Source organism: Agaribacter marinus, from assembly GCF_030160655.1.
GTDB lineage: Bacteria > Pseudomonadota > Gammaproteobacteria > Enterobacterales > Alteromonadaceae > Glaciecola > Glaciecola marina.
The window spans coordinates 544,843-559,449 of record NZ_BSOT01000005.1; the positions used below are offsets into that span (position 1 = coordinate 544,843).

Consider the following 14,607-nt stretch of genomic DNA (forward strand, 5'->3'; position numbering starts at 1 on the left):
ATGTGTGTCTGTGGCTACTAAGTTGCACCTAACGAGGCAAGTTCACGTGTAGCAGCACTAGCTAAACAACTCACTGATACTATGAATTTGTTCCTGCAATTTTAGGCTGGTTGAATGGGGCATTATGCTTGATTCAATTTTTCCCAGTCTAATTTGCTTCATAACTTCTTTAGCTTCAAAGTCGTAGCCGTAGGTTTTTCTTTCGTCTACAAATTTGTCTACGCAATCATCTCCATCGTATAACTCACAGGTAGTTGCTCGTGAGAAGTGGGGGATAGCGATGATGCCTTTGTCGCCAATGATATGCGCGGCATTCTGTAAATTTGATTTAAAAGACGCTGCAAGAGATGCCTTTGTATCACCACAATCGGCAATAATAATTACGTCTTGGTCTACGCCATTTGGTGCGTTTTCATTAAACACGTGTAAGTTGCTTAAATCCTTCTCCAATAAAAACCAGGCCACTGCTAGTGGATATATTCCCATGTCAAACAAGCAACCGCCGGCAAGCTCTGCGCTGAACTCACGAGAATCGGGTGCGTACGCCATTGGATAGCCAAAATCAATTTTAATATGATGCACTTTGCCAATTCTTCCTTGTGTCAGCCATTCTTTAGCTTTTTGAATGGCAGGCAGAAAATATGTCCACATAGCTTCCATAAGAAATACATTTTTTTCTTTTGCAAGGTCACACAATGTTTTGCATTGAGCTGGTGATACTACTAGAGGTTTTTCACATAGTACGTGTTTACCGGCGAGTATCGCGTCTCTGGCGTTTTCAAAATGTAAGGTGTGTGGTGTACCTATATAGACAACATCGATTTCAGGATCGTCAAACATTGTTTGATATCCTTCGTAGGCCTTTTTTATGCCGTATTGTTTCGCAAATTTTTCTGCACTGTCTAAATTACGAGCCGCGACAGCAACTATCTCTGCATCTTCAACATGTATTAGGTCGCTACAAAATTTGCTACAAATTCTTCCGGCGCTAACAATGCCCCACTTAATTTTTTGCATAGTTTATTTCCCTCAATATGCTTGAGTATTACGTTTAACGTATAGCTATTCGATTGGTTTTTCTTAGATGTTAAATGCCGAATTAACGACAGTTAACATCTCTACGTTGATGAGCAAGTCTCTATATCAGTTTGGCACTGCTTCGGTCGTCGCCTTTTCAGTTTCATTGACTTCAAGCGGCACAGTTAAGGGGCGATTGAAACGTTCAGGATATAATGAAGTATTAAAATCCTTTGCCATGTTTATCATTTCTGGATAAGGGACGTCAGCGGTATTCACAAAGCCGACATTATATGATTCGCCGTCAAAGGCTCTACCGGTTAACGGTGAGTCGATGTACTGAAACCAATGCGCACCGACAAAGTTATCGTGGCCTGAGACACTATCCATATATACACGGTATTTACGCGCTCTGTCAGACTGGTCACTTGCAAATACTAGACCAGGATGGGTCAAACCATTATCACTAATGGCGCCAACATGAAATTCACCGATAACCGCAGGTAAATCCACTTCACGTAAAAACTCCCAATCAAAAGGTTGTAAACCTTCGTCATAAACGTTAAAGCTCAATACGTCAGTGTAAGTCGTTGCCGCTTCAATGGTTTCTTGAGGCATACCCCATGTCGCCATGCGCACTCCCATATACAAATGGTTTGGTAATACTTTTTCCAATGCGTCGTGCACGACTTTAAAATAGCGATTTGAAAGCATTAATAGCATATCAGACAAATCTGCCTCTAGTGCAGCGTTATACTCACTGAAGGTAACGCCTTTCTTTAATGCATCTAAGCTCTCGATCGTGGTTCCCCAGCGTTCATTCATCGTATCAATCGTTTTGTATTTGCCGATTAGATGTTCACTGAAAGCGGCTTTCGCCGGACTTTCTGCTGCATCCATTCCCATTGCAGCCACCGACAAGAAGTAACGACGTTCAACAGGGCCAGTGCGGTATCCCCATGTTTTCTCATTGTCGACAAATACCCCGACACACCATGGTGAACCTTCAATTTCTTTTGCGATTTGCGCAATCGTTAAATCTGCCCGGCGTTCAAATTCAGGGTCGAACACATCTGGCATTGCATGCCATATTTCGTTGCCTGTTTTTATTTCTTTGAAATCACCGATGATCCAACCATTTGCAAAGTAGGGGACTTGTTCGTTGGGGTAGAATGCTGGATCAACCCAGTTTCCCATTGAAGTGAAGCCCCAATCTAACATACGAGTTAAGGTCTTTTCTTGCCAGTCTTTCAAGAACGAATTTTTTGTTGTTTCGCCAAACTTTCTCTCAAGATTTGCGCGGTAAAAACTATACGTTTCACCATGAGGTAAAGGACCACCATGGAACGAACGGCGGTAGCTGTAGTGGTTACCCAGTGGATCATCGTGCTCCGGTAACCAGTTAAACATATTGCGTCGAACATCACTGGCTAAATAACGTGTTGCCAATACCGCTTCAGGAATATCGATAGCGCCAATAGAATCTTCAGGGGTTAATTCTTCTGGATCTCTATAACGAATACTATCATCTTTAAAATCCATACCAGTGACCGTAAACATGTTAGCTAAACGCACATTGGCAATGCCATGCGAGAAAAACAAGTAGCCTTCAGGGTCGACCATCCACCATTTACCCTCTACTTTTTCTGCACGGAAAAAACCAGTTGCGTCTAATTTTGGACCATCTTTCCAGCCCCCAAATCGCGAACGATCTGGCAGTGGTTTACTTTTGTCTAATGCCGCAATTTCTTTGTCATGCACTGACCTGAACTCTTCCATAGAGTGTATTTTTGTGGGGAAATCTACGTTTGCATTTTGCCCATATTCGTCGACAAAATCATGTAAAAACGTTTCATCATATTCTTGATTTTTTCGTAGGCGAATATTGTCAACACGTAAATGTTTGTTAGCCATATTTGTCCGTGTATTCAATGATATACGGGTAACACTGTCATTCGACATAAAATAGTTACCATAGATGAGAATAAACATTAGCTCATCTGTACTCCATGGCTTAGGGTTTTCGCGAAAACCTGAACCAATATTCCAAAACACACCGTCAACTGGCGCAAAAATTGTCATACGTTCACCAGTGGGGATTGCAATATGACGATGCAGTTCAGAACCAGCAGAGTTAATCGAAAGAAACAATTGAATACTTTCATCACCTGTATTTTCAACATCTAGTGCGACATGGTATTCATTATATTTTGTCCAATCCTGAGGCGTTTCGAAATCGAGATGGACACCACTGAATCGGGCAGTGTTTAGGAACTCGATATCTAATTCATTTCCATCTTTGCCTTCGATAACTTTAAAATTAGCATTTTCAGCACTTAAATCTAAATGCACGTCATCAAAATTTGTTAATACAGAAAGGGTTTCATATTCGGGCGTTGAAGAGGATGGTTTATCTATATTTTTTGGCTCAGATGCTTTATCGGAGGAGCACCCGTTCAATAAGAGAACACTTGTCAAAGCGACTACGGGTATAAAGCAACGATTTATTGGTTTCACAAAAATGACTCCGGTTTATCAAATCTAATAAATAACGTAAACATTCAGCGGCTAATTATTGGCAGCAGTGGGCTTACGTATGTACACATAACGAATACAGCAAATACTATTTGCCGTATGTAATTAAATCTGGCAGTAGTTTAAATAACCTCAGTTGAGGTTTTTAAACGCTAATGTAACCAGATGTTAACGTTAATATCTGTCTTCTATTTGTCAATTAGCCTATTAAATTTTGAATAAGAAATCGGAAAAAATTACAACAACATCAAAGTTTTACCTGATGGTTGATAACGGGCTTCTTATTTCATATAACGCAAAACTCAACATTTATATTGACAAGTATGTTTCCTATTTGTAAAAATTAACAACATCTTATGATAGCGTTATCATAGATTTGCATTGAATAAATTGCAATGAATTTTAGTAAGTAAAACAATCTTTATACTTGTTGCATTACAGCAATTCAAGCGTGTTTATTGGCGTTGTACGTAATGTAATCAAATAAAGTAAATGGATGAAAGGTCGCTAAAGGCCTGATGACGTCTGGGTTAATAGAAAATTTAACGTAGATCTCTAACAACGATTTAAAAATACATATAGGTGTTGCATAGCGGCTAGAAGGCGTTTACTCTTTCGGTTAAATGTTAACAATGCGTTTATCGCTTGTTTATTTTTATTTAGTTGTCATTAATTAATGTACACAATCGATTCCCAATATAGGTATCTCAATGAATAAGACTAAGCATTATAAGTTGGCAGTATTATCGACTGCAGTGTCTGCCGCTTTACTTGTCTCTGGTTGTAACACCAGCGAAGTCAGTGAAAAAACGGAAGAAAAGAAATCTCACAAAGAGCACGAAGTATTAGAAATGCTCTATACATTTGATGGTGATTCAATCCCATCCGATGTCAAGTTCACGGATGCAACCGGTGAGCTTGTAGATGATGGTAGCGGTAAGTCAAATGCGCTACGCATAAAAATGGACTCAGCAAGTAAAAAGTACACAAACGTATACTTCCAGCCTGAAACGCCTTGGGATTGGAGCAAATACGATGATTTTAGTATTGCGTTTGATATCAGTAACCAAGGTAAAGTGTCGACACAAGTTTACTTAGACATGTCGGATAAGAATGGCGGTAATTATACACGTTCAGTCGCGATTCCCTTAAGTGACTTATCAGAAAGTAAGACGTTTTATGGAAAAATGCGTGGTCATGACTTAGGTACTCCCGACGGTGACGTGAACGTTGAGCTTAACTTTTTGTCTGGTCTACGTTCTAACCCTGATACATGGGAAGGCTATGACGATGTGCAGTTCATATCAATGTGGGGCCTAAAGAATTTAGATATTAAGGGAATTACGCAAATTTCTTTTAGCGTAACAAACGTCTTGCTCGACAAAGAAATAACCATAGATAACATCCGTCTAATAAAGAACCCACCAAAATCACCTAATTTTCTTGTTGGCTTAGTTGATGAATTTGGTCAAAACGCAAAAGTCGACTTTACCGACAAAATAAGCAGTGAAGCTGAGCTTTTGGCTTACCGTGACGCTGAATTAAAAGAGCTTCAAGACGGTAAGAAAATGCCTGACCGCTCTAAATATAGCGGCTGGTCTGAAGGGCCAAAGCTTGAAGCAACAGGCTATTTTAGAACTGAAAAAATCGGTGGAAAATGGTCACTCGTCACGCCTGACGGATATCTATTCTGGTCGAGCGGTATTGCGAATATTCGTTTAGCGAACACGACGACACTGACAGGTTATGATTTTGATCAGAACTATATTGTGCAACGTGAGCCAGGTGATCTTACGCCAGAAGATTCAATTGGTATGAATAAGGCGAGTGATGAAGCGGTGAAAACACGCTTTGTTGAGTCAGATGTACGTGCAAAAATGTTCGTTGATTTACCGTCATATGATGAGCCAATGGGCGCGCATTATGGGTATCGCCGTGAAGCACATTCTGGTCCACTAGACCGTGGTGAGGTGTATAGTTTTTACCGTGCTAACATCGATAGAAAATATGGTGACATGGGTGATTTTCTTGAGATGTGGCGAAAAGTCACCATCGATCGAATGCTAAATTGGGGCTTCACGTCATTCGGTAATTGGGTTGACCATAAGTTTTACGACGACAACCGCATTCCGTATTTTGCTAACGGTTGGGTAATCGGCGATTTTAAAACTGTATCAAGTGGTAACGACTTTTGGCGGGCACTGCCTGATGTTTTCGATCCGAAGTTTAAAGAGCGTGCAGATGTTACGGTTAGTCAAGTCGCTGAGGAAGTAAATAATAACCCTTGGTGTGTTGGTGTATTCATTGACAACGAGATGAGCTTTGGTCGTTCTGAGACAATTCAAGCGACGTTAGGTATTCCTATTCACACCTTAAAACGTGATGGTGCTGATGTCCCAACAAAAGCTGAATTTACGCGTTTAATGAAAGAAAAATACGAGACAATAGAAGCGCTTAATAAAGCGTGGGACAAGTCAATAGCGAGTTGGGCTGAATTTGACAAAGGCTTCGATTCTACGTTGAACACTAAAGTACAAGAAGAAGATTACTCTGATTTACTGCATGCTTATGCGAGCCAATACTTCAGCGTTATTAGTACTTCAGTTAAACAGTTTATGCCAAACCATATGTATTTAGGCTCTCGCTTCCCTGACTGGGGTATGCCTATAGAGGTGGTGCGTGCTGCGGCCAAATATGCTGATGTGGTAAGTTACAATTCTTATAAAGAAGGCCTAAGCGAAAACACTTGGAAATTCTTGGAAGAAATTGATATGCCGAGCATTATTGGTGAGTATCACATTGGCTCAACTGACTCTGGTTTATACCACCCTGGACTAATTCATGGTGTTGACCAAGAAGACAGAGGGCGTATGTTCAAGGACTACATTCGTAGTGGTATTGATAACCCTTATTTTGTTGGTGTGCATTGGTTCCAGTACTTAGATTCGCCAATTCCTGGCCGTGCCCATGATGGTGAAAACTACAATGTTGGTTTTGTCAGAACGACGGATATTCCATATAAGCCCTTGGTTGACGCGGCAAAAGAAGTACACAGCAATTTATATGAGAGACGCTTTGGCGAACTCAAAAAATAGAGTGATGTGTTAAAACAACGAATAAAAAACGGTCAGCGATAAGCTGGCCGTTTTGTTTTGAAGGCCTTTTTTCCGCATTTTCTGCAATTTCGTTGTTTGCCACTCACATGAGTTGAGATAACATTAGGACAGAAATGGGCAAGTTGTTAATTGTGCGTGGTCAACGAATATGCGTTACACCTCTAATAAGCCCAGCGAATCGGTATTCAGAGTATGTAGTTTCAAAGGGGATCTATTTGTTCGACAAGGATTTGCTATTTAAGAAGTTATTGCATGACCTCGCCATTTTGGTTGGTGTTGGGACGTTTATCGGCTTGTTATCGCCTTTTGGTATGGATGACAACCCGCTTTATTTATCGGTGTTTTATTGGGTAAGTTTGTCCATATTTGGGTATATGCTTTTTGCACCGAGTATTCACGTAAGCGAACATTGTTTAAATAAACACGTCAATTCATATTGGATACGTATTAGTATTGGTGCATTCTTTGCGAGTATTGGCATGAGTTTTTTTGTGCCTATATTGACTTGGTTTTACATGGGTTACCCAATTGACTTGTTTGGTAATTTCTTCCTAATTTTCCCTAATGTGTTAATTATTGGCGCAGTGATTACGCTAATTTATGTGCTGGCTGAAAAATACAAAGATAAAGATGCTGCGTTGACTGTCTCACAGGAAATGCTCCAATCTCAACAACAGGCTTTAAGTGAGGCTAAACAAGAGAATTCGACTCAGCTTATCGAAAAGTTACCAGTGGAAAAACGTGGTGAACTAATTTGTCTAGAAATGTCTGACCACTATGTAAAAGTGTATACCGATAAAGGGCATGAGATGTTGTTGATGCGTTTTAAGGATGCCTTAAATGAATTGAATGGTTATGCCGGTATACAAACGCACCGTTCATGGTGGGTAGCTACTTCCGCAGTTACTGCAAGTGCAAAGCAAAACCGCAAAATAATGCTGACACTAAATAATGGCTTGGAAGTGCCTGTTTCTCGCACATATATAGATAATGTAAAGCGCGTAGGGTTGATTTAAGTTTCAATTGGTCAATTCACACTATCTGCATAATCTTTAGCTTGTTTGAGTAAACGGAGTACGTTGTTTGACCATATGTCGGCTAAATCTTGTTCTGAATATCCTTCATTTAACAGTCGCTCAGTGATTAGTGGCAGGGTAGATATATCCATCATTTCTACAACACCTCCACCGCCATCCCAATCAGCACCAACGCCAACATGTTTAGGTCCTACAACGTTTAGAATATGAAGAAAGTGTTGCATATAATCTTCAAATGAAGCTTTTATAGCAGGATGTTTCTTATCCAGCTGGTAGCGAGCCTGCTTAAGGGCTTGCCATGTTTCTGTGTCAAACGTTGACCAATTGCGCCCAAATTTCTCAAACAGATCTTGATAGGCTTTTTGCCTTTCGGGATTGTTTGGTAGTTTAGTTAAATAGGCGCTATAGGCATTTACATGAATAACGCCACCGCTGTCGGCTAGCTTTTTTAACAATGTATCGTCTATGTTTCGCGGATGGTCATAAATGGTTTTGGTCCCAGTATGCGATAATATTACCGGTGTTTTTGATAGATTAATGAGATCTTCAAGGAGCAGATCATGACCATGCGAGCCGTCGAGTACTATGCCTAAGCGGTTTGCTTCTGCAACCAGTTGTTTGCCTAAAGGGGATAAGCCGCCCCATATACTACCTTGCGGATCAGTAGAACTATCGCCAAATTGATTGTTTTTAAAATGCACAGGCCCAAGCATTCTCAAACCCAGTTTATAAAAGGTGGTAAGTAGTGATAAGTCTTCGCCTAAGGGATAGGCATTCTCCATACTTATATACACTACTTTTTTCCCGATATTGGTAATACGATGCGCATCTTCTGCCACTGTCGCTAGTTCAAAGGTATCTGGATTCACAGAAACCATTGTTTGAATAGCCATTGCGCGTAGTAACGCTGTGTCTCGATTAGATTTGTATGCATCCGCATTGAGTGGCCCTTGAGGCGTGTATATCACCCAAAATCCCCCATCAAGACCGCCTTTTTCCATTCTAGGCCAGTCTACCTGAGAGAAATCGTGGTCATGACTATGCTCTTGCATGATGTCAAAGTCAGGTCTAACTAAGAGGGCAGGAGTATCTAAGTGAGCGTCTAACGTTAGTAGTCTATTGTGGATGTTTACCTTATGTTGCTCAGTGTGGCTTGCGCAAGAGATACATAAAAATACAACTAGCTTAACTATGACAAACTTGAACAAAATACATACTCCTGTTTGTGTAATATGTGACGATATATATTCGCAATGTTGGAGAGCAGCAGTAAACATCGCCGTGATCATAGATGACATAATCAAGAGGTATGCCATAAAGATAGATTACGTTTATTTGGTTGACTAAGTATTCAGTATGATGAACGAAAATAAGTGAATCTGCGGGTGATAGCTGGTGCTATCAAAAATATTTAAGTAGGTAGGCATACTTTAAAGTATTTTTCTTGCGTGAAAAATATCGGTTTTGCGCCAAATGAGGACAATATGACGTTCCTTATCGGTGCAACTAGCAGTATGATTAAATTACGTTGACTCTTGCGGTGTCAAATAACGCTTACGTTTTTTATCAGTTAACATCTCTAAATCGGCAACTATTAGGCCATCAACGCAATATTCGAAGTCTGGATCTACATTAAACGCTGAAAAACTTACACCACCTGGCTTATAAGTTTCGGCATATTGCTTATAAAGGGTTGGAACTGTAACTCCCATTTCGGCGAGCAAACTCTTGAGTAGCGCAAAACCTTCTTTGTATGCTAAGTGTTTAAATGTATTGATAGTTTCAGTAGATACTGCATATTGAATTTTAGGCGCAGCAACGGTTTCTTTGGCAGGAAAGTAATTTGAGTAAAATGCCGCGATTAATTCAATTGCGGTGTTTGGGTACCTATTACTAATAGATACTGGGCCGAACAAATACCTAAATTCAGGATGTTTACGTACGAATGCGCCTAAACCTTGCCACAGGTAGTCTAAACTGCGTTTTCCCCAGTATTTTTTTTGAACAAAACTGCGACCAAGTTCTAAACCATTTACCAGGTATTTTTCCATTTGGTCGTTGTAGTCAAACAATGAAGAGGAATAAAGCTTATTCACATCTTGAATGCCTTTCACATGACCAAATCGGTATGCACCTGCTATTTCTAAGTCCTTTTCATCCCATAACACTAGGTGATAATAATCTTTGTCGAATTTATCGATGTCTCGTCGCTTATTGGTCCCTTCGCCTACCGCTCTAAAGGTAATTTCTCTTAAACGTCCAAGTTCTCGCATGATTACCGAGCCTTGCTGATACCTAAATAAAAATATTGATTTACCGTCACCGGTTTTACCGAGCATTTCTGCTTCGTGTTCAAATGCTTTTACTAGTAATCGTCGATCTTCTGGCAGCGCAATTGCCGCTTGTGTCGGCATTAATGGCGATTTGTTTTTTGCCAGGCGATAAAGATGACGTTTAAACAGTTTTACTTGCTCTTTTAAACTTAGTTTAAGGCCAGCGTATCCTTCATGTGGAATTACTTCACCAATTTTCATTGGTATACTTTTTTCTTTCTGATGCCACATTTGTTTTACCAGGAGCGCGGTTGCTGCTGGTTTAAACAACATGGATACACCATAAAATAGAGGTGAATTTTTTGCGTCAATAAATACTGGAAGAATAGGACTTTGATTAGCTTTTGCAATGCGTAAAAAGCCGGTATGCCATTTTGTATCGCGTATACCTTGCGGACGGAGTCTTGATACTTCCCCAGCTGGGAAAATAATGACGACACCTTCATTTTGCAAATGTAAGTCGATATTTTGAAGATTCTCTTTTTTTGTGCTGCCAGACATGTTGTTAACAGGCAATAAAATATCATGTAAAGCATCGATGGCCATCAACATGTCGTTGGCTATGACTTTTATGTCGTTTCGCGTTTCACGAATTAGTTTGATAAGTGCTAAGCCATCCAATGAACCAATAGGGTGGTTGGCGACGATTACTAATCTGCCAGATTGTGGTATGCGCTCTCTGTGATTGTCTGATACCGAATAACCAAAGCTAAAATACTCTAGCACTTGTTCTACAAAATCAAATCCTACGAAATGAGGGTACTGTGCCGTAAAGTCATTAATTTCCTTTTCACACAATAGACGTTTTAGTACCGCAGTAGTTGGTTTATTAAGTAGCTTGTTTTGTGCCACCTTGGGAAAATGTTGTTCGATGACTTCTTGCGTGTTTAACATTCAATCCACCTCTTGGTTGCGCCTATTATGCTGGCTAGGGTAGGTGAATAAGGTGACAGTTACTTGATCAATTGGTGAAGCTAATATGACAAATGCATTGCAAATTTATTGCAATGCATTTGAGTCTTTAGTTTAGGTCGTGTTTTGTGAGTGTATTATTTACTATACAGTTGCATTTACAATACAGTCGCAATTGCTTGTGCAAGTGCTTCAACATTCTGCTTGTTGATACCTGCAATATTGACGCGACTTGAATCCACAAAATATACACTTTTATCATTTCGCAAGGCTTGCACTTGTTCTGGCGCAATACATAAAAAGGAGAACATACCTTTTTGTCTATTGATAAAGCTGAAGTCTTTGTCAACGCCCTGAGCAGCAAGATTTGATACTAACAATTGACGAAGCGTAATCATACGTTCGCGCATTTCTGTTACTTCAGCGTTCCATTGTGTGTATAACGATGGCGTATTTAAAATAATGTCTACAAGCGCACCACCATAAGACGGCGGCATAGAATAAATACCACGCGCAACAGATTGAATTTGCGATTGGGCGATACGTTTAGTTTCTGGATTTTTAGTAATAATAGCGGCTAAACCAACGCGCTCACGGTATAAGCCAAAGTTTTTACTGCATGAGGCTGCAATGACCATTTCGTCGACGGAATCTGCTAACAAACGTAATCCGTAAGCATCTTCATCAAGGCCTTCACCAAACCCTTGATACGCAATATCAACAAACGGAATAAAGCCTGTTTTTTGCGCCAATTCAGCAACGGCTTGCCATTGAGACTGTGTGAGATCTGCACCTGTTGGGTTGTGACAGCAACCATGTAATAACACGACGTCACCGGCTTTAACCTCTGTCAAACAGTCCATCATTTCATCAAATTTAATACTTGCTGACGCCTTATCAAAGTATGGATAGGTTTTAAGCGTTAAACCAGCATTACCCAATAATGGAATATGGTTTGCCCAAGTTGGATCGCTTACCCACACAACGGTATCTTTGTTACAGCGCATGAACAATTCAGCTAGGATACGCAAGGCACCGCATCCGCCCGGCGCTTGAACAGCAGCGACTCGTTGATCGGATAGCACTTTACTAGAAGCGCCTAGCAATAGGGTCAACATACCATCAATAAAGCCCTGATGACCTTGCGGCGTAATATACACCTTAGAGCTTTCTTTTTCCTGTAAAATGGTTTGAGCTGCTTTTACTGCGTCGAGAATAGGTGTATTGCCATTTTCATCCTTGTAAACACCAACGCCTAAGTCAATCTTATTTGAATTAGTGTCTTGCTTGAATGCCGCTGATAATCCAAGAATTGGGTCTGGAGCAAGAGGAGATAAAGTCTCGAACACGGTAGTCTATCCTTCATAATGTGAGGTTAATAAAAACGTGCACATTATGCCTGAAACTACCAAGAATTCGAGGTTTTTTATGATGAATATTGCTGATTTAACATAGAAGAATTAGCGCTTGTATATATTCCTTTTAATGGCAAATTGAAAATCACATCGATTGGTTTCAATACCATCAGGAGCAAACGTTCTTTCTTGCCAGTAAACGTCTTTGTTGTTGTCAATGAGCAATACAGTGCTTGAACGTGTGCCGTAATCGACTGATTTGATAAATATTGAGGATAATAGTCGTTCTCGTTCGAGCGGTACTCCAGTTTTAGGTAGGATTTCGTCTTCGGCTGGGCGGTCATTTTTCAATAGCTCGAAGAGGTGCTCAACGTTGAGTGGCGTTGGCGCGGAACAATAATCTGCAAGCGCTTGTTTTCCTTTATCAATCTTGGGCCAAGGCGTGTTAAGCATTGCATTTGATAAACCATATACGCCTTTGTTTAGGGACTCATGATGGTCTTCGTAGTTGTTATATACATGCAGGTTATCTAGTTCACCATATAGCAAGTTAAACCCATTGTAAGCGTCTTTGTTCGCAGAAATTTTGGCTAGGTAATTGTCGCTGCTATAATCTTGTTGCAAATAATCGATAACGAGCTCGCCGCGGGTAACAGCATCACTTCGGTCTCTTCCTGGGGCTCGAATATTTGTAAGTGCGGCAATTTTTCCGGTGTGGGTAATGCCCATCCAGCTGCCATTTGCACTTACATCTTTGCCTGCAAGCAATTGATTTTCGGGCGCCCAAAAAGTAGACGCTAAGGTTGGTCGTTGATGAAATTCATCTCTATTTGCGGCTATGATAAGGGGATAATCAGGGTGCTGTTGTACGGCTATAAACAATATACACATTAGTTTTACGTTGGCTTTTTTACAATAAGATATGTCATTTGGCTGGGTATACAATAAGGATTAGTTCGGCTAACATCAAATCAAATTTTTATCACAAATATATCACCACAGGATTTTAAGAGTGAAGCAGTACGCTTTAGATACACACCTAGTACATACCGACCGACTAGTTAACTCGCCTGAAGACGGCGCAGTGCATACCCCTACGTCAAATTCAGTGTTATTTGAGTTTGAAGACGTAGCGGATTTAGAAGCGGTTTTTCAAGGTAAAAAAGCGGGGCATGTTTATTCTCGTTCGTCCTCTGGTTCGGCGGTCGCCTTACAAAATTTGCTCAATGAGCTTGAAGGCGGTGTTGCCGCAACGGTTTTTTCTACCGGAATGGCGGCCATCAGCGCCACATTCTTTAGTTTATTGCGCGCAGGTGACCACATCGTTGTGAGTCAGTTTTTATTTGGTAACACGCGAAGTTTTATGCAGGCACTTGAAGGTTTTGGTATCGAGATAAGCTTTGTCGATATTAGTGATGCTGATAGTGTCGAAAAGGCAATGAAAGAAAATACAAAACTAGTGTTTTGCGAGACGATTGCAAACCCAGTGACGCAAGTTGCCGCAATGTATGAAATTGGTGATATTTGCGAACGAAAAAACGTTCTTTTGATTGTCGACAATACGATGACACCTTTCGTGATGTTTAACTCGAAAGCGGTAAAATCTAGTTTAGTCATTACGTCACTAACTAAATACATTGCTGGCCATGGCAGTGTACTGGGTGGCGTGGTAGTAGACACTGGACTTTACAATTGGGAAAATTACTCAAACATAAGTGAAAAATACAAAGTACCTGATAGCAACTTGTGGGGCATGACCCAAATTCGTAAACGTGGTTTACGAGATATGGGCGCGACGCTAGCTCCGAGTTCTGCTCATGCGATATCTGTTGGTTTAGAAACGCTTAAGCTCAGAATGCAAAAATCTTGTGAGAACGCAATGGCGATCGCGCAATATATGCAATCATCAGATGAATTTAAACGCGTTCATTATCCCGGGTTAAATGTCCATCCCCATCATACGCGCGCGGCTGATATTTTTGGTGGGCAATTTGGCGCCATTTTAAGTTTTGAATTAGCTGACGGTTTAGATTTTAGAGCGTATCTAAATAAATTGAATCTGGTGATTAACGCGACTCATTTAGGCGACACTAGAACCTTAGCCCTGCCAGTGTCTACCACTATATTTTATGAAAATGGCCTGACGCAACGACAGCAAATGGGGATTTCGGAGAATTTAATTCGTTTATCCGTTGGCATAGAGGACACCAATGATTTATTGGCAGATTTTAAGGCTGCTTTTTCATAGGTTTTTTTATAAATAGCTATATTATTTATCAATAAAATCAAATGTTAACCAACA

General features: G+C 40.4%; 9 protein-coding genes. 3 read left to right on the forward strand and 6 right to left on the reverse strand.

The annotated features are described in order from the left end of the window. Window positions 1-57: 57 nt before the first annotated feature. The gene (locus tag QQK00_RS03975) at window positions 58-1,017 is read right to left on the reverse strand and encodes a Gfo/Idh/MocA family protein (RefSeq protein WP_284216182.1); all 960 of its coding nucleotides are present in this window, start codon (window positions 1,015-1,017) and stop codon (window positions 58-60) included. A gap of 126 nt (window positions 1,018-1,143) precedes the next feature. Then, entirely contained in the window at window positions 1,144-3,534 is a 2,391-nt protein-coding gene (locus QQK00_RS03980; RefSeq protein WP_284216183.1) for an agarase, read from the reverse strand. A gap of 728 nt (window positions 3,535-4,262) precedes the next feature. Between QQK00_RS03980 and QQK00_RS03985 the strand changes: the two genes are divergently transcribed. Then, window positions 4,263-6,647: a beta-galactosidase gene (locus QQK00_RS03985; RefSeq protein ID WP_284216184.1), complete on the forward strand. Its 2,385-nt coding sequence runs from the start codon at window positions 4,263-4,265 to the stop codon at window positions 6,645-6,647. A 134-nt stretch (window positions 6,648-6,781) separates the two neighbouring features. Further along, complete coding sequence (locus QQK00_RS03990) at window positions 6,782-7,684, forward strand: LytTR family DNA-binding domain-containing protein (RefSeq protein WP_284216185.1); 903 nt, start codon at window positions 6,782-6,784, stop codon at window positions 7,682-7,684. Between the two features lie 11 nt (window positions 7,685-7,695). Here QQK00_RS03990 and QQK00_RS03995 read toward each other — a convergent pair whose 3' ends face one another. The 4 genes from QQK00_RS03995 to QQK00_RS04010 form a co-directional block, all read right to left on the reverse strand. Continuing rightward, a complete protein-coding gene (locus tag QQK00_RS03995) occupies window positions 7,696-8,871 on the reverse strand; it encodes a dipeptidase (protein ID WP_284217559.1) in 1,176 nt (391 codons plus the stop codon). Between the two features lie 357 nt (window positions 8,872-9,228). Then, window positions 9,229-10,932, reverse strand: a complete 1,704-nt coding sequence (gene olsF / locus QQK00_RS04000; RefSeq protein ID WP_284216186.1) for a bifunctional ornithine lipid synthase OlsF — start codon at window positions 10,930-10,932, stop codon at window positions 9,229-9,231. A 176-nt stretch (window positions 10,933-11,108) separates the two neighbouring features. Further along, entirely contained in the window at window positions 11,109-12,299 is a 1,191-nt protein-coding gene (locus QQK00_RS04005) for an amino acid aminotransferase (protein WP_284216187.1), read from the reverse strand. A gap of 111 nt (window positions 12,300-12,410) precedes the next feature. Continuing rightward, a complete protein-coding gene (locus QQK00_RS04010) occupies window positions 12,411-13,196 on the reverse strand; it encodes an NRDE family protein (RefSeq protein WP_284216188.1) in 786 nt (261 codons plus the stop codon). Window positions 13,197-13,317: 121 nt separating this feature from the next. Here QQK00_RS04010 and QQK00_RS04015 point away from each other — a divergent pair, with 121 nt between their 5' ends. Continuing rightward, window positions 13,318-14,553, forward strand: coding sequence for a cystathionine gamma-synthase family protein (locus QQK00_RS04015; RefSeq protein ID WP_284216189.1), 1,236 nt, complete (start codon window positions 13,318-13,320; stop codon window positions 14,551-14,553). The last annotated feature ends 54 nt before the right edge of the window (window positions 14,554-14,607 follow it).